General features: G+C 71.9%; 13 protein-coding genes. 4 read left to right on the top strand and 9 right to left on the bottom strand.

Features of this window, described 5'->3' with window-relative positions; genetic code table 11:
- The first annotated feature begins 3 nt into the window (after positions 1–3).
- The gene (locus tag ACZ7M2_RS07325; RefSeq protein WP_352048961.1) at positions 4–651 is read left to right on the top strand and encodes a response regulator transcription factor; all 648 of its coding nucleotides are present in this window, start codon (positions 4–6) and stop codon (positions 649–651) included.
- A gap of 49 nt (positions 652–700) precedes the next feature.
- Here ACZ7M2_RS07325 and ACZ7M2_RS07320 read toward each other — a convergent pair whose 3' ends face one another.
- Entirely contained in the window at positions 701–1,633 is a 933-nt protein-coding gene (locus ACZ7M2_RS07320; RefSeq protein WP_471594476.1) for an ADP-ribosylglycohydrolase family protein, read from the bottom strand.
- A gap of 4 nt (positions 1,634–1,637) precedes the next feature.
- The gene (locus tag ACZ7M2_RS07315; protein WP_471594475.1) at positions 1,638–2,252 is read right to left on the bottom strand and encodes a TetR/AcrR family transcriptional regulator; all 615 of its coding nucleotides are present in this window, start codon (positions 2,250–2,252) and stop codon (positions 1,638–1,640) included.
- 117 nt (positions 2,253–2,369) lie between these two features.
- Between ACZ7M2_RS07315 and ACZ7M2_RS07310 the strand changes: the two genes are divergently transcribed.
- On the top strand, positions 2,370–3,329 hold the full coding sequence (locus ACZ7M2_RS07310) for an oxidoreductase (protein WP_471594474.1): 960 nt from the start codon (positions 2,370–2,372) through the stop codon (positions 3,327–3,329).
- Positions 3,330–3,365: 36 nt separating this feature from the next.
- Here ACZ7M2_RS07310 and galE read toward each other — a convergent pair whose 3' ends face one another.
- The 3 genes from galE to ACZ7M2_RS07295 all read right to left on the bottom strand — a co-directional run bounded on the left by galE (position 3,366) and on the right by ACZ7M2_RS07295 (position 7,366).
- Positions 3,366–4,346 carry a UDP-glucose 4-epimerase GalE gene (gene galE / locus ACZ7M2_RS07305; RefSeq protein ID WP_351703035.1) on the bottom strand — a complete coding sequence of 327 codons (981 nt, stop codon included), beginning with the start codon at positions 4,344–4,346 and terminating at the stop codon, positions 3,366–3,368.
- Positions 4,347–4,434: 88 nt separating this feature from the next.
- A complete protein-coding gene (locus ACZ7M2_RS07300) occupies positions 4,435–6,030 on the bottom strand; it encodes a glycosyltransferase family 2 protein (protein WP_471594541.1) in 1,596 nt (531 codons plus the stop codon).
- A gap of 55 nt (positions 6,031–6,085) precedes the next feature.
- Positions 6,086–7,366: a glycosyltransferase 87 family protein gene (locus ACZ7M2_RS07295; RefSeq protein WP_471594473.1), complete on the bottom strand. Its 1,281-nt coding sequence runs from the start codon at positions 7,364–7,366 to the stop codon at positions 6,086–6,088.
- Positions 7,367–7,474: 108 nt separating this feature from the next.
- On the opposite strand from ACZ7M2_RS07295, the gene ACZ7M2_RS07290 reads away from it, so the two are divergent.
- On the top strand, positions 7,475–9,004 hold the full coding sequence (locus ACZ7M2_RS07290) for a glycosyltransferase family 39 protein (protein WP_471594472.1): 1,530 nt from the start codon (positions 7,475–7,477) through the stop codon (positions 9,002–9,004).
- A gap of 52 nt (positions 9,005–9,056) precedes the next feature.
- On the opposite strand, the gene ACZ7M2_RS07285 is transcribed toward ACZ7M2_RS07290, so the two are convergent.
- Positions 9,057–9,572: a MarR family winged helix-turn-helix transcriptional regulator gene (locus ACZ7M2_RS07285; RefSeq protein ID WP_471594471.1), complete on the bottom strand. Its 516-nt coding sequence runs from the start codon at positions 9,570–9,572 to the stop codon at positions 9,057–9,059.
- A 124-nt stretch (positions 9,573–9,696) separates the two neighbouring features.
- Between ACZ7M2_RS07285 and ACZ7M2_RS07280 the strand changes: the two genes are divergently transcribed.
- Entirely contained in the window at positions 9,697–10,110 is a 414-nt protein-coding gene (locus ACZ7M2_RS07280) for an organic hydroperoxide resistance protein (RefSeq protein WP_471594470.1), read from the top strand.
- Between the two features lie 52 nt (positions 10,111–10,162).
- Here ACZ7M2_RS07280 and ACZ7M2_RS07275 read toward each other — a convergent pair whose 3' ends face one another.
- From ACZ7M2_RS07275 to ACZ7M2_RS07265, 3 genes are read right to left on the bottom strand one after another with little or no spacing between them, the layout of a single operon-like run.
- Positions 10,163–11,788, bottom strand: a complete 1,626-nt coding sequence (locus tag ACZ7M2_RS07275) for a hypothetical protein (protein ID WP_471594469.1) — start codon at positions 11,786–11,788, stop codon at positions 10,163–10,165.
- A 46-nt stretch (positions 11,789–11,834) separates the two neighbouring features.
- Positions 11,835–13,193, bottom strand: a complete 1,359-nt coding sequence (locus tag ACZ7M2_RS07270) for a hypothetical protein (protein WP_471594540.1) — start codon at positions 13,191–13,193, stop codon at positions 11,835–11,837.
- A gap of 8 nt (positions 13,194–13,201) precedes the next feature.
- On the bottom strand, positions 13,202–15,412 hold the full coding sequence (locus tag ACZ7M2_RS07265; protein WP_471594468.1) for a bifunctional glycosyltransferase/CDP-glycerol:glycerophosphate glycerophosphotransferase: 2,211 nt from the start codon (positions 15,410–15,412) through the stop codon (positions 13,202–13,204).
- Between the last annotated feature and the right edge of the window lies 1 nt (position 15,413).

Below are 15,413 nucleotides of genomic sequence, written 5' to 3'. Positions count from 1 at the left end.
GCCGTGCGTGTGGTGATCGCCGAGGACAACGCCCTCCTGCGGGAGGGGATGGTGCTGCTGCTGACCTCCGCCGGGCACGAGGTCGTGGCCGTCGCGGGCAGCGGCCCCGAGGTGCTGCCCGCCCTCCTCGAGCACCGGCCGGACATCGCCGTGCTCGACGTCCGGATGCCGCCGGGCTTCCGCGACGAGGGCTTGCGCGCGGCCCTGGAGGCACGCAAGGAGATGCCCGGTCTGCCGGTGCTCGTGCTCTCCCAGTACGTCGAGGAGTCGTACGCCGCCGAGCTCCTCGGCGGTGGTGCGAGCGGGGTCGGCTATCTGCTCAAGGACCGGGTGGGCCGGGTGGACGAGTTCCTCGACGCGCTCGACCGGGTCGCGACGGGCGGTACGGCTCTCGACCCCGAGGTCGTCACCGAGCTGCTCACCCGGCGCCGTGACGATCCGGTCGACACGCTCACGCCCCGCGAGCGCGAGGTTCTGAAGCTGATGGCCGAAGGCCGCGACAACACGACCATCGCCAAGACGCTGGTCGTCACGGAACGGGCCGTCAGCAAGCACATCGGCAACGTCTTCCTGAAGCTGGGCCTGCCGCCGAGCGACAGCGGCCACCGCCGGGTGCTCGCGGTCCTGGCGTACCTCAACAGGGACTCGTGAGCCGTACCCGGTACACGCCGGGTACGCGGGGGCTCCCGGCGGCCGGCACTCACCCCGCCAGCCGCCGGGCCAGCCCGGCGAGTTCGGCCGCTCTCAGCACCCGCCCGCCGAACCCCGGCAACGGCACGTGCAGCGCCGCCACCCACGGCGCCGGAATCCCGTCCACCCCGTGGACGGCTCCGGCCAGCCCACCCGTGACGGCGGCGACGGTGTCCGTGTCGCCGCCGAGATCGACGGCGGCCCGCACGGCGTCCTCGTAGGAGCCCGTGCTCCGCACCGCCCACAGGGCGGACCCGAGACAGGGCCACACCGCCCCGTTGAACTCGGTGGCCCGATCGGGGTGCCAGGCGTCGGCGAGAACGACGGCGTACCGAGCCCGATGGTCGGGATGCACGGCCTCCAGGACGTCCGGTACGGCGGTGACGGGATCGCCGCCGTCGAGCGCGACCCGGATCAACTCGTGGAAGATCGCGGTGCCTTCCCACGCCGCACGGTCGCCGTGGGTGAGTGCGGCGATGCGGCGGCCGGCCTCCATGGTGGCGTCCCGGCCCTGCCGCGCGAAGTACACGGCGGACGTGGCCGCCCGCATCAACGCCCCGTTCCCGGCGGCCCGTTGGCTGATCTGGAAGTGCAGGGCGGCGGCGAGGTCCCAGGGGTCGTTGCCGGTGAGCACGGCCTCGGTCTGCAGGCCGATGTCCTTGGGGTCGGCGGCGGCCCAGCGCCGGAATCTGTGGAAGATGTCGGGGAGTTCGAGGGCGTCGTGGTCCGTCAGGGACTCGCCGACCAGCACCGCCATCTGGGTGTCGTCGGTCGCCTCGCCCGGGTCCCAGCCGCCCCCTCCGCACATTTCGCCGCCCTGCCCGGCGGTGGGGAAGCGGGCCGAGAACGCTCCCTCGGGCCCGAACTCGAAGGGCGCGCCGAGGGCGTCTCCCACGGCGGAGCCGAGAACGGTGCCGACGGCGCGTTCTTGAGGGCGGGGCACGGGGTCAGCGCGGTGCGGGGGAGTCCGGGGCGCAGCCGCGGAGGGTGTGGGCGATGACGTGTTCAAGGTCCCTGTCCAGGGTCGCGCTGGGCAGGGTGACGCTGACCGCGAGCCGCGCGAAGCCGTTGAGGGTGCTGAAGATCGGGATGCCGATGGTTTCCATGGGTCCTTCGCGCACCTCGCCCCGGCGCTGGGCCTCCGTGATGAGTTCCGCGGCCAGGCCCCCCATGCTCTGGGCGGCCTTGACCAGGGCCTCGGACGCCTCCGGGTCGTGCTTGACGGCGAACATGAGGTCGAGGAGTTCCGCGTTGGCGGTGGCGAAGCCCACGTAGGTGCGGGCCAGGGCGCCGAGCCGGTCGGCGAAGGTCTCGCCCGCGGTCTCCTGCGACGCGGTCAGGGTGGCCAGGAGCCGTTCGAAGCCGGCCAGGGCCAGCGCGTCCAGCAGGGCCTGCTTGTCCTTGAAGTGCCGGCTCGGGGCCGCGTGACTGACGCCCAGATCACGGGCCAGTTCGCGCAGGGACAGGGCGCCGGGGCCCTTCTCCGCGAGTGTTTCCTCGGCGCGGGTCAGCAGTGCGGCGCGCAGGTCTCCATGGTGGTAGCGGCGAGGGCGGGTCTGCATGCCCGACAGTCTATCCGGTATGTAACCGGCGACTACATTGTTGGCGCTGTCAGCTTTGTTGGCATCGCCATCATTGTTGTCGTTGACATCATTGTTGTCGGCGTCTACATTCAGGGCATGGCTACCAAGCACTCGGCTGACCAGAACAGCAAGTGGAACGCGGGCGACATCGGTGACCAGCGCGGCCGTACGGCCGTGGTCACCGGCGCCAACAGCGGGCTCGGCATCGCCACCGTCGACGCCCTCGCCCGGGCCGGCGCCCATGTCGTCCTCGCCGTACGGGACCCGGAGCGCGGTGAGGCCGCCGCCCGCACCGTCAACGGAAGCGTCGAGGTGCGCCGACTGGACCTCGCGGACCTCGCGTCCGTGCGTGAGTTCGCCGCGTCCTGGCGGGGCGAACTCGATCTGCTGATCAACAACGCGGGCGTCATGAACATCCCCGAGGCCGGCACGAAGGACGGCTTCGAGATGCAGTTCGGGACCAACCACCTGGGGCACTTCGCCCTGACGAACCTGCTGCTGCCGTATATCACCGACCGGGTGGTCACCGTGTCCTCAGGGGCGCACAAGATGCCCGGCGGCCCCCGCATCCACTTCGAGAACCTGAACCTGACCGGCGAGTACTCGCCCGTCGCCGCCTACAGCCAGTCCAAGCTCGCCAATCTCCTGTTCACCCTGGAGCTCCAGAGCCGGCTGGCCGCCGCGGGTTCGTCCGTACGGGCCCTCGCCGCGCACCCCGGCTGGGCCGCCACCGGTCTCCAGGGCCGGGACGCGAGCGTGCTGCGGCGCACGCTGATGGCGGTGGGCAACCGGTTCATCGCCCAGGACAACAAGGCCGGTGCCCTGCCCACGCTGTACGCCGCGACGCAGGACCTGCCCGGCGCCAGTTATGTGGGACCCGACGGGCTCGGCGAGATGCGTGGCGCGCCGACACTGGTCGGGCGCTCGGCCGCAGCCAGCGACCCGGTGTCCGCGGTCCGCCTGTGGGCGGCCTCCGAGGAACTGACCGGCGTCACCTTTCCCCGGCTGGAATCCGAGCAGAGCCAGACCCGGACCCTGCAGACCGTCTCCGTCTAGGTCCGGTCCGCCGGACAAGGCCTGGGCCGACAGGCGCTACGAGCGCGCCGCGCCGGGGTGCAGCCGTACCCACCCCGCCCATGCCGACGTGATCATGTCCTGCACGTCGTACTTCGCCTTCCAGCCCAGTTCCACCGCGATGCGGTCGGCGGAGGCGACGACGCGCGCCGGGTCGCCGGGGCGGCGCGGTGTGGTCACCGCGGGACGGTCGTAGCCGGTGATCGCGTTGATCCGGTCGATCATCTCGCGGACGGAAACGCCTTCCCCACGGCCGATGTTGAGGGTCAGGTCCCGCCCGGGCGAGGCCTCCAGGGCGCGGGCCGCGGCCACGTGGGCCTCCGCCAGGTCCACCACGTGGATGTAGTCCCGAACGCACGTCCCGTCGGGCGTCGGGTAGTCGTCGCCGAAGATGCGCGGCGGCGCGTCCTCCGTGAGCTTCTCGAAGACCATGGGGACGAGGTTGAAGACACCGACGTCGGCGAGTTCGGGGGTCGCCGCCCCCGCCACGTTGAAGTAGCGCAGCGACGCCGTGGACAGGCCCGTGGCGCGGCCCGTCGCACGGACCAGCCACTCGCCCGCCAGCTTCGTCTCGCCGTACGGGCTCATGGGTGCGCAGGGGGTTTCCTCCGTCACCAGGTTGACGTCCGGCATGCCGTAGACCGCGGCGGAGGAGGAGAACACGAAGGAGCCGACGGACGTCGCCGTCACCGCCTCCAGGAGAACCCGCAGGCCCTCGACGTTCTCGCGGTAGTAGTGCAGCGGGAGGTCGACGGACTCACCGACCTGCTTCTTCGCCGCGAGGTGGACCACGCCGGTGATCGCGTGCTCCTCGATCGTGCGGGCCAGCAGCTCGGCGTCCAGCGTCGAGCCGACCACCAGCGGTACGTCGGAGGGGACCCGCTCGGCGATGCCCGTGGACAGGTCGTCGTAGACCACGGCCTGCTCGCCCGCGTCCCGCATCGCGCGCACCACGTGCGCCCCGATGTAGCCGGCGCCGCCGGTGATCAGCCAGGTCATGAACGGTCGTCCCCTCGGGAGTGTGATCGGTGTGAGGTCGGTGTGAGTCGGTGTGAGCTCGGGGTGAGATCGATGTGCCGTTGCGACATCAGTGAAGCAGGCGCTTGAGCCGACGGCGTACCACGTCGGTCGTCCCTCGCAGTCCGGGCGCCAGACGCAGTGCCAGCGCCCCCGCGTGGGTGCGGTACGGCTGCACCAGCAGGACGCCGTACCGCAGGTTCGGGACCGCGCGGCGGCGCAGCAGGCCCCCGCCGCCGACCGCGTGCGCGGTGACGTCCCGGCTCGAACCGTCACGGTAGTGAACCCGCAGCCGCAGGTCCCAGGTGCCCGAGCCCAGCGCCGACAGGTCCACCGGCAGCTCGCCCGACCAGGTGGCCCGGTCCGCGTCCTGGGTCAGCTCGACCGACAGGCTCAGCCCGATCCGCTCCTCGTCCCGGTGCGTGAACTCCACGTCCGCCGAGGCCGGACCGGCCTCCGCGAGCCGTCCGTACAGGTCGTGCAGGCGCAGCCGCAGCCGTGCCGCACGCGCGCGGGGACGCAGTTCCGCGTCGACCGCGGCGGGCAGCACATGGGCGGGGCGTTGCAGGTAGTGGTCCAGCGTGACCTGGGGGAGGTCGTCCGACCAGGCGGGCGTGCCGTCGGCGGCGCGGGCGTACGGCGGGCGCAACCGGGCCGGGCGGGCGGCGAGCTCCTTGAGGCGCGGCAGGTCGCGGGGCTCCTCGGAGGCGAGCACGACACGGGCGATCAGCCGGCCGGGGGCGGTCGGGTTGACGGTGAAGTCGCTTGCGTCGAACGTCGACAGATACGTGCGCGTGAGCTCCCACCAGGCCCGCTGGTAGTCGGCGTCGCGCAGCTCCAACTCGCGGGCGTACATGCGAAGTTCATGGTCGAGGAACTTCGCGTTGGCGGCCCGGGCGAGCTGCTTCTCGCCGGCGCTGAGCAGGATCTCGTAGGCGGTGTGGTGCGCCTCGGTGCGGGAGCGCCAGTTCTCGATGTCCGCGCGGTCCAGGGAGATCGACAACTGCTGGGCGCCGCGCCGCACATGCCACACGTACACCGTGTCGGGGATCAGCGCGATGCGCGGCCCGGCGGCCAGCACGCGCGCGGTGAACACGAAGTCCTCGTACGGGTGACGGCCCTCGGGGAAGCGGATCGCGTGTTCACGAAGGAAGTCGGTTCGGTACAGCTTGTTGACGCACAGCGTGTCGTGGACCAGACGGGGCCGCTGCGTCGGGTGGGGGACCAGCGCGGGCTTCGCGTAGAGGTCGCGCTCCCAGGGGACCTCGCGGCCCGAGGGCAGTTCGCGGCGTACGCACAGACCCGCCGCGACCTCCGTGCGCTGTTCCCGCGCCGCTTCGAGCAGCGCGTCCACGGCGCCCGGCGGCAGCACGTCGTCGCTGTCCAGGAACATCACGTACGGGGCGGTCGCCGCGTCGATCCCGTCGTTGCGGGGGCTCCCGCAGCCGCCGCTGTTCTCCGGGCGGCGTATGACCTTCACGCGCGGCTCATCGGCGGCGAGGCGGTCGAGGAGGTCGGCGCTGCCGTCGGTCGAGCGGTCGTCGACGGCCAGTACCTCCCGGACGGCCGGGCCCTGAGCGAGTGCCGAACGCACCGCGTCCGTCACGTGGTCGGCGTCGTTGTAACCGATGACGACGACACAGACCTGCGAGTGGTGAGGTTTCATAGGATCCACGGGCCGAAATCGTAGGGCTTGACAGTAATTATCCGTTAAGAGGTACTTAGTGGCCGGTCCGGAAGACGACAGGAATTGGGTCAGGGTTCCGTTTCTGCGTGTCGTTTTTCGGCCGATCCACCACGAGCACGGGAAGTCCGGAGTGCCAGAGCCGGGTGAAGGACAGCACCGCCGCGGCCGCCAGCAGACCGTTGCGGATGAGCATCAGCAAACAGCCCGTCCAGGTGCTGTCGATGACCTCCCCGTACAGGGCAGGGTAGGCGACGGAGCTTACCGCCGTCGCCGCGACGACGAGCACCGCCACCGGGCGCTGTGTGGTGTGCCGCGATGTCAGGCACACGGCGGCCAGACCGAGCAGCCACACCATGTACTGGGGGCTGATCACCCGGCTCGTCACCGTGAACATCAGCACGGCGGCGAGTGCGGCGTCGTACGGGGTCGCCGTCGTCCAGTGCCGTGCGCGCACCCGCCACAGCAGCAGCAGCGCGAAGGAGACGGCCGTCAGGGTGAGCGAGAGCGTCGCGACCGTCTGGACGTGGGGGCCCACGAACTCCATCGCGCCGTACTGGTAGCGCACGCTGCCCGGCCAGCCCGCGTGGCGCGCGAAGCCGAGCACCGTGCCGCCGAGCGACTCGATCTGCACGCCCCGGCCGCCCTGCTGGCGCAGGAAGTCGAAGGGGTCGCTGAAGGCCGTCGCGAGGACGGTGAGCAGGGTGACCGCCGTGAGCGCCGCCGACGTCCAGGCCTCCCGGGTCGTACGGCCCCGCGGGGTGCCGATGAGGACGAGTGCGGGCCAGACCTTCACCAGGGCGCCGAGCGCGGCGAACGCGCCGCCCGCGCGCGGGGAGCGCTTCAGTGCCAGCAGGGAGACGACGGCGAACGCCGTGACCTGTACGTCGTAGCGGGCGAGCGGGATGTGCAGCAGCAACGGCAGGCCCAGCGTCCACAGTGCCGCGCCGCGCAGGCTGCGGCCGGGTCTGCTGCCCGCGCGTGCCAGGACCAGCACGATCACGGCGTCCGCGACCAGCGTCAGGGCCACGAAGGCGTGCGGGTACGTCAGGCCCGGCAGCAGCCCGGGCGAGAGCAGTACGGGGCCTGCGCCCGGCGGGTACTGCCACAGCCGGTCGCCTGCCGGATAGGCGCCGTGCGACAGGGTCTCGTACCAGCGGAAATAGAGGTGACTCACCTCGCGGGAGACCCCGCCGCCGCCCAGCACGGAGAGGTCGTCGTGCGCGAGCAGCCACAGCATCAGCGCGCGGGTCGCCATCCAGGCGGCGGCGAGGGGGAGCAGACGGGATCGGCCTCGGGGGCTCAGGTAAGCGTTCATCAAGCCCGGATCGTAAGCTCTCGGATGCCTCACAAGAACTGATACGCCATCAAAGGTTAACGAAGGTCAGTTAATAGTAAGAAATGGTACACAGGGGGAAGCGTGCTGATGAAACAGTCCGGCGCCGGCCGCCGGCAGGCTCCGGACGTCTCGGGGGCCTCGACCGAGCCCGTGGCGCGGGTCGTCGCCGTGGTGCTGCCCGTGCTCGTCATGCTCACGCTCGGGCTCTGGAGGCTCGACCGCGGGGGCATGTGGCGCGACGAGGCGGCCACCTACCAGGTCGCGCGGCGCTCGGTTCCGCAGATCTGGCATCTGTTGCACCACGTCGACGCGGTGCACGGCCTGTACTACCTCTTCATGCATCTCGTCCTCATCCCCGCCCCCGGCGAGGTCGCCCTGCGTCTGCCCTCGGTCGTCGGCGCCGCCGCGACCGCGGGTCTCGTCGCCGCCCTCGGGATCCGTCTGTGCAACCCCCGCGTCGGCCTCTGGGCGGGACTGCTGTACGCGGTCACCCCCCTGACCGGGCACTTCGCCCAGGAGGGCCGTTCGTACGCCCTGGTCGCGGCCGGGGCGACGGCGGCGACCCTGCTCCTCGTGCGGGCCCTGCGCGGGGGCAGGGGCTGGTGGGCGTACGGCGTGACCGTCGCCGTCACCTGCCTGCTGCACGAGTTCGCCGTACTCCTCCTGCTCGCGCACGGGACGACCCTGGCGCTGACGCGGATGCCGTGGCGGGTGTGGTGGCGATGGGGCATCGCGGCGGGGGTCACGCTGCTCGTCCTGGCGCCGCTCGCGCTCGTCTCCCACCGGCAGTCGGCGCAGGTGGCATGGCTGGCGGTGCCGAATCGCGAGAGCGTGGACAACCTGACGCACGCGTTCCTCAGCCAGGCCCAACTGGTGTTCGTGCCCTACGTGTTACTGATCGCACTCGCCCTGTGGCGCCCGTTCCCGCGACGCGGCGAGCCGAACCTCGTGTCGGTCGCCCTGCCGCTGCTGCTGGTCCCGCCGGCGGTCCTGATCGCGGTCTCCCGCTTCCGGCCGCTGTACGACGAGCGGTATGTGCTCTACGCGCTGGCGGGGGCACCGCTGCTGGCCGCGGCGGGGGCGGAGCGGCTGACCGGGTGGGTGTCCCGGCTGCCCAGCGCCGCGGCTCCCCGCCTCGTCGCCCTTGCCGGTGTCCTCGCCATCTCCCTCGTCCTCGCCGTCCAGTTCCCCCTGCTCCGCAAGGACCGCGACCCCGCACACCGTCCCGACAACCTCGCCGCCGTCTCCGCCGCCGCCGGTCGCGAACTACGGCCCGGTGATCCGGTGTTGTACCTGCCGTCGCTCACACGTCGCTCGGCGCTGGCCTATCCGGCGGGCTTCCGCGGGGTGCGCGACGTCGCCCTGAAGACGTCCGCCATAGCGTCCGGGACGCTGTACGGGACGGAAGTGGGCCCGCGCGAACTGCGCAGCCGGCTCGAGCGGCTCGACCGGGTGTGGCTGGTGTGCGAACCGTTCGTGTTCCGGCCGCACTGGCGTCCGGACACCCAGGTCGCGACCGAGGCGACCAAACGCGCCGTACTCGCCAAGGAATTCACCCTCCGCGAGCAGGTTGTCCGCAGGGGTGTCACCCTTCGCCTGTACGTACGCCACCGCTAGGACCGTCCAGCGTACGTATGCCGCGGCCAGGACCTGTCCGGCGGATCGGACCCTAGGGGACGTCCGCGCCGGCCACGTCCAGGGCCGCGGGGTCGAGCGTCGCCGCGTCCAGCGCCGCCGTGAGCCGGTCGAGCCGCGCCTGCAGCTCCCGGATCTCCTCGAGGTTCGCGCCCGTCGCCGCGGCGATCCGGCGCGGTACGAGCAGCGCGCGCTCGCGCAGGGCCGTGCCCTCGTCCGTGAGATGGACGTGCACGGAGCGCTCATCCACCGCACTGCGCTCCCGCCGCACCAGACCGGCCGCCTCCAGCCGCTTGAGCAGCGGGGACAGCGTCCCGGAGTCGAGCCGCAGATGCTCGCCGACCTTCTTCACGGGCAGCTCGCCGTGTTCCCACAGCACCAGCATCACCAGGTACTGGGGGTAGGTGAGCCCGAGGTCCTTGAGGATCACCCGGTACACGCCCCCGAAGGCGCGCGAGGCGGCGTTCAGGGAGAAGCAGATCTGCTGGTCGAGACGGAGGTAGTCCCCGTCGGACGGGGCCTGGGTGCTCGGGGTCGGCATGGCGGTCATGACTCCAGGATAGCTCTTGTCCATCATTAAGTTGTGCACAATTGAATTGCGTGCTCTAATTGAGGCCGTGAGGCGGTCGGACCGGCCGCCCCGGCAAGACCTTGACTTGAGAGGGATGGTCCCCATGGACGCGCTCTACACCGCTGTCGCCACCGCCACCCACGGCCGTGACGGCCGTGCCGTCAGCTCCGACAACAAGCTCGACCTCCAGCTGGCGATTCCGGTGGAGATGGGTGGCAGCGGAAAGGGCACCAACCCCGAGCAGCTGTTCGCCGCCGGTTACGCCGCCTGTTTCGCCAGCGCCCTCGGCGTCGTCGGCCGCATGGCGAAGGTCGACGTCAGCGAGGCCGCGGTGACCGGCGAGGTGACCATCGGCAAGCAGGGCGAGGGCTTCGCCCTGGCCGTCACGCTCCGCGTGGAGCTGCCCGACTCCGTGGACGAGGCCACCGGCCGCAAGCTGGTCGAGCAGGCCCACCAGGTCTGCCCCTACTCCAACGCCACCCGCGGCAACATTCCGGTCGAGCTCGTCATCGAGTAGTTCGGGAGCGAGTGGTCCCGAGGCTGTGACGCCGCTCAGTACCCGCGCCCCGTCAGGGGTGCGGGGCTGTGGCATGTGCGGCTCCGCCGCGTCCACTCCGCGGAGCGACCCTCGCGAGGACCTCGCCCGTACGCCGGCTCCAATCCACCACCGTCGCCTCCTCCGGCACCCGGCTCCACCGCGTCAGCAACAGCCACCGCACGTGATACCGCCGCACCACCGCGGAGCGCCGCGCCCGCGTCGACGCGGGGTCGAGGTACCCCCGGACGGCCGCGAGCCGCCGCACCCGCTCCCGTTCGTCCAGTCCCGCGTCCGGCCACACGGGCGCGGCCAGGTTCGGGCCGTAGCCCGGGATCACACGGGCGGCGTAGTACCCGTCGGCGATCACCACTTCGCCGGGCTTGATGTGCCGCGCCGCCCAGTCGTACGAGGGCCAGCGCGGCGGCTGGTCGAAACTCACCGGATCGAGTGAACGCGGTACGACGGCACCGGCCTGCACCGTGAGGAAGCCGACGCAGGCGCCGACGGCCGCCACCACCCCCAGCGCCCGCCGCCACACCGGCCACGGCCGCGCCGCCACCAGCTCGATCGCGAGCGCGAACTGCGGCGCCACCAGCGCGAGTCCCAGGATCCTGCCGTAGGTGTAGTGCCCGCTGACCCAGCCGTACGCCACCACCAGGCAGTCCAGTGCGAACATCAGCACCAGTGGGTCCCGCCGGGAGCGCCGCGCGCGCAGCCACAGCGCCGGTACCCCGATCAGCGCCAGCCAGAAGTGTCCGGGCACCCCTTCGTACAGCCGCCGGTGCATCGCGTCCATGCTGTGGTCCCCGGGCAGCGTGAGGACGTCGAAGTACGGCCAGAGGTGGGCGACCATCAGCGCCGCCGCCCCCGTGATCGCCCACCGGGCCGCCACGCCCGCCCGCCATCCCCGCTGCCACCCGGCCACGAACGCCACCGCCCCGAGCGCCGCCGCCGACGCGGTGATCGGATGGACGAGCAGGATCAGGCCGTAGAGGACGCCGAGCCCCTTGTACCCGGACAGGCTCCGTAGCCCGCTCGGGCCGACGAACCGGACCGGGCCGCCGATCCCTCCCGCGAGCGTGCCCGTGAGCGCCCACGCCCAGAAGGTGAGTCCGATGGCGAACGTCGACGGATAGCCGAGGTTGCCCGTCATCGACATCAGCCCGAGGTAGCCGCTCGACCAGGCGCGCTCGGTGCCCCACAGCAGCACCATCGCGAGCAGCGCGCACACCGGCGCCCAGGGGCGGCGGGGCGCCAGGACGCGCACGAAGCGGCCGATCCCCGTCAGCAGCACCAGCAGGTTCAGCGGCGTCGAGAGCCGGACCACCTCCCAGCCCGTGAGGCCCGTCAGCCGGGCGAAGGCGCCCTGGGCCACGGTGTACGGAGAGTAGAAGGGGCTGCCCTCGCCCGGCAGGTCCGCCGTCGGATGGGCCGGATGCAGGAGGTTCGCCTTGAGGCGCTCGACGACCGCCGCGTGCTGGCCGAAGTCGCAGCACATCGGCACCCGCCAGGAGGCGAGGCACAGCACCAGCCAGAACAGTCCGCCGAAGACCTGATAGGGCGTGGGGCGCCAGGGGTTGCCGCCGCGCAGCGCGCTCGCGCCATGGGCGGTCCGCCGGACGGGGAGGTCGACCTCGGTCTGAGCTGTTCGGGTCATTTGTCGTATATGCCCATCGAGGCCGACGGCTTTGCCGAACTTCACCTCATCGAGCGACTCCGGCGCCCGTCCCGGCGCCCATCGCGGTGTTCGGCCCCGCGTCCGTCCGAAGCGGGCCCGGCACCGTGTCGAGACCCCGCACCCGCGGCCGTACGACCTGTTCCAGCAGCAGCGGAAGTCCCACCACCGGCAGCACCCACGCCAGCACGATCAGCCGGTCGCCGTAGATGTTGATGTCGGGGTGTCCGGCCTGGTTGAGGACGCCGGTGAGCGCGCCCGCGACCAGGAACACCCCGAAGGCCGGGCGTTGCCGCAGCGCGCCCCAGGCCCCGGCCAGCAGGGCCGTCGGGAAGAACGGCTGCCAGAGTTCGCGACGCAGCCACTCCACCCAGAAGTTGACCTCCAGGTCGAGGAAATCCGACCACGGCCGGCTGCGGTCGGGCCGGGAGAAGTGGGCCGTGAGCAGGTCCTGGAGGGACTCCGACTCGGACGGGTAGCCCAGCACCTTCGCCGCGAGCAGGGTGACGGCGACCCCGCAGGCCGCCACCACCCCCACCTCCCGCAACGGCCGTGCGAGCCTCCGCAGCGGTGGCCGTGGTCCGCCGCGCCGGATGCCGAGCACCGCGCAGGCGCCCGCCAGGCACAGCCCGAGGAACAGCGCCTGCGAGTGCTTGACGGCGAAGAGCGCGGCCAGGGACCCGCCGACCAGCACGGTCGCGGCCCGCGTCCGGCCCTCCAGAGCGAGTGCGCAGCCCCACAGCGCCGCCAGTGTCAGGGTCAGCAACAGGCCCTCGGTCATGGGCCGTATGGCGGTCGTGCCGCACGGCAGGACGTAGAAGAGGGCCTGTCCGGTCAGCGCGGCGACGGTGGGGGCGCGCAGGGTGCGCAGCACCAGGAAGGCGAGTACGCCCCCGGTGACCGTGATGAGGACACTCGACGTCCACAGGCCCCACTTCACGCCGAGGACGGTGATGAAGGGGACCAGGAAGACCGGGTAGCCGGGGCGCGCTTCGAAGATCCGCATGAAGCGCGGCGGCATGAACGGCACGGTGTGGCCCGCCGTCTGCCCGGCGCTCAGCCGCTTCGACACCCAGCCCCACTGGTCGCGCCGGCACTCCCCGACGACCCGCCCGGCGGGACTCGGCTCACGGAAGTGGACGACGTTGACGCTCTGGTTGCGGCGCGCGATGGACGCCCGCCCGGCACAGGCGTAGTCGATGGTGGCCGTGGCCGCCTCGTGCTTGCTCGCGCCGCGCAGACTCAGGGCGTACGAGAGGTAGTTCTTGGTGTCGGGGGTGTCGCGGCCGGTGACGTTCGCGAGCTGGAGCAGGGCGAAGACGGCGGCCAGGACGACCACCCAGAACCGGGGCGGGCGCGGCTTCACGAACCGGCCGACGACGGTCATGAGGGCGCTCACGACGACGTGAGGACGTTGTGTCCCGCCTGCGCGGGCACCACCGCCACCGGCACCGGGTGCTCGACGCGCTCGCCGAGCAGCAGCGTCCGCACCACCCGCTCGGCCGCCCGCCCGTCGTCGAACGCGCAGAACCGCGCCCGGAACCCGGACCGCAGCCGCGCCGACTCCTCGTCCCGCCAGGCCCCGGACGCGAACAGCCACGCCAGCTCCCGGTAGGAGCGGGCCACATGGCCCGGCGCGTCGGCCGTGATGTCGAAATACGCGCCCCGGCTCGCGGCGTACGCGCCCCAGTCGTCCGCGTGGATCACGATCGGCCGGCCCAGGTTGGCGTAGTCGAACATCAGGGCCGAGTAGTCCGTGACCAGTACGTCGGAGGCGAGCATCAGGTCCTCGACGTGCGGCTCGTCGGTCGCGTCGAGCACGACCCCGCGCCGGTGCAGCTCGGACAGGCCCATCCCGCGCGAGGGGCCGTCCGTGAGCGAGGGGTGCAGCCGTACGAGGAGGGTGTGGCCCTCGCCGAGGTCGTCGGCGAACCGGGCGAGGTCGATCCGGTCGACGAGGCCGCCGCGGACGTAGTCGCGGCGCGTCGGCGCGTACAGCACCACCCGGTGGCCGGCCGGGATGCCGAGGCGGGCGCGGACCGCCGCACCGTCCTCGGGCCGGGCCCGTACGAGGACGTCGTTGCGGGGGCTGCCGGTGCGCAGCGAGGTGAAGTGGCAGGGGTAGGCGCGGTCCCAGACCAGTTCGGAGTGGCGGTTGGCGACCAGGCTGTAGTCCCAGCGGTCGGCGCGGCGCAGCATCTGCGGCACGTCGAAGCCGTGCCGGGCGCCTGCCTTGTCGCGCAGGTCGGCTCCCATGTACTTCAGCGGGGTGCCCTGGTGGGTGTGCACATGGACGCTGCCCGCGCGCTTGACCAGGGTGCCGGGCCAGTTGACGTTGTTGATCAGGTACGTGGCGCGGGCGGTGACCCGGCGGTAGCCGAGCGAGTCCGGCAGGACGTACTCGACGCCGGGCGGCAGCAGCGGCACCTGGTCCTCGCGCACCACCCACACCCCCCTGACGTGCGGGGCGAGTTCGCGCGCCGCGTGGTAGATCGCGCCCGGGTCGCCGAGCACCCCGCGGTGCGAGAACGCCGAGTACACCGCGAGGTCCGGGTCCAGCGGCCGGTGCTCGTGCGCCGCGGACCAGCCGCTCTTGACCCGGGTGGCCGCCACCTTGCGCACCTGGAGCCCGCGCCGCCCGAGTTCCGCGCCGAGCCGGCCGGACTGGCGCCGGGCGAGGTAGGTCACGTAACCGCCCTGGAGGACACGCAGTTCGCGCGGCACCGGGCCGCCGCCCTGGTGCTTGCGGAAGAGGGCGGCCGTGCGCCGGAAGAACTCGCCCTTGTCGGACGGGGGCAGCCGGTCCGGCTTGGCGAGGATGTCCAGACAGTGTTCGCCCATCTTGCGGTGCAGGAACGGGCGCCAGCTCGACAGCTGCGGGCGGGAGTCGACGAAGGCGAAGACGCGCTCGTACTGGTCGTGGATGTCGAAGTGCTTGCGACTGGTGGTGGACAGGATGTTGCCCTGGCGGCGCTGCCGGTAGTTCAGACAGATCCGGTCCAGGGTGGCGATCCGCTCCGCGCTGAGCAGGACCGGGAAGGTCCAGGGGGTGTCCTCGTAGTAGCCGGGCGGGAAGGTGAAGCCCTCCCGCTCGACGAACGTGCGGCGGTAGACCTTGTTCCACGCGACCATCAACAGGTCGAGGATCTCCGGGTGTTCGGCGGCCGTGAAGCAGCCGTCGCCGCCCTCGGCCAGCACCTGCGCGAGGGCGTTGCGGCGCGTACCGCCCCACCAGTAGGTGCGCGCGTAGTCGAAGACCAGCACATCGGGGTCGGCCGTCTCGTCGAGGCGGTCGGCCATGGCGCGCAGGGCGCCCGGCGTGAGGGTGTCGTCGCTGTCGAGGAAGAAGAGGTAGTCCCCCGTCGCATCCGGCATTGCGGCGTTGCGGGCGCGGCCGAGGCCCACGTTCCGCGGCAGGTGCAGCACTCGCAGGCGCGGTTCGCGGGCCGCGTACTCGTCGAGGATCGCGCCGCAGCCGTCCGGCGAGCAGTCGTCGACCGCGATCACCTCGATGTCGGTGTACGACTGGTCCAGGACCGAGTCGAGGCACTCGCGCAGAAAGCCCTGCACCTTGAAGACGGGGACGATGACGCTGAAGCGGGGCACG

It is taken from the genome of Streptomyces sp. NPDC111507 (assembly GCF_055638955.1).
This window is presented reverse-complemented; position numbering and strand designations above follow the sequence as displayed.

Coding starts and splice junctions, on each gene's coding strand:
- ACZ7M2_RS07315 (WP_471594475.1), bottom strand. CDS start 2,252: ATGCAGACCCGCCCTCGCCGCTACCACCATGGAGACCTGCGCGCCGCA.
- ACZ7M2_RS07310 (WP_471594474.1), top strand. CDS start 2,370: ATGGCTACCAAGCACTCGGCTGACCAGAACAGCAAGTGGAACGCGGGC.
- galE (WP_351703035.1), bottom strand. CDS start 4,346: ATGACCTGGCTGATCACCGGCGGCGCCGGCTACATCGGGGCGCACGTG.
- ACZ7M2_RS07300 (WP_471594541.1), bottom strand. CDS start 6,030: ATGAAACCTCACCACTCGCAGGTCTGTGTCGTCGTCATCGGTTACAAC.
- ACZ7M2_RS07295 (WP_471594473.1), bottom strand. CDS start 7,366: ATGAACGCTTACCTGAGCCCCCGAGGCCGATCCCGTCTGCTCCCCCTC.
- ACZ7M2_RS07290 (WP_471594472.1), top strand. CDS start 7,475: ATGAAACAGTCCGGCGCCGGCCGCCGGCAGGCTCCGGACGTCTCGGGG.
- ACZ7M2_RS07285 (WP_471594471.1), bottom strand. CDS start 9,572: ATGACCGCCATGCCGACCCCGAGCACCCAGGCCCCGTCCGACGGGGAC.
- ACZ7M2_RS07280 (WP_471594470.1), top strand. CDS start 9,697: ATGGACGCGCTCTACACCGCTGTCGCCACCGCCACCCACGGCCGTGAC.
- ACZ7M2_RS07275 (WP_471594469.1), bottom strand. CDS start 11,788: ATGACCCGAACAGCTCAGACCGAGGTCGACCTCCCCGTCCGGCGGACC.
- ACZ7M2_RS07270 (WP_471594540.1), bottom strand. CDS start 13,193: ATGACCGTCGTCGGCCGGTTCGTGAAGCCGCGCCCGCCCCGGTTCTGG.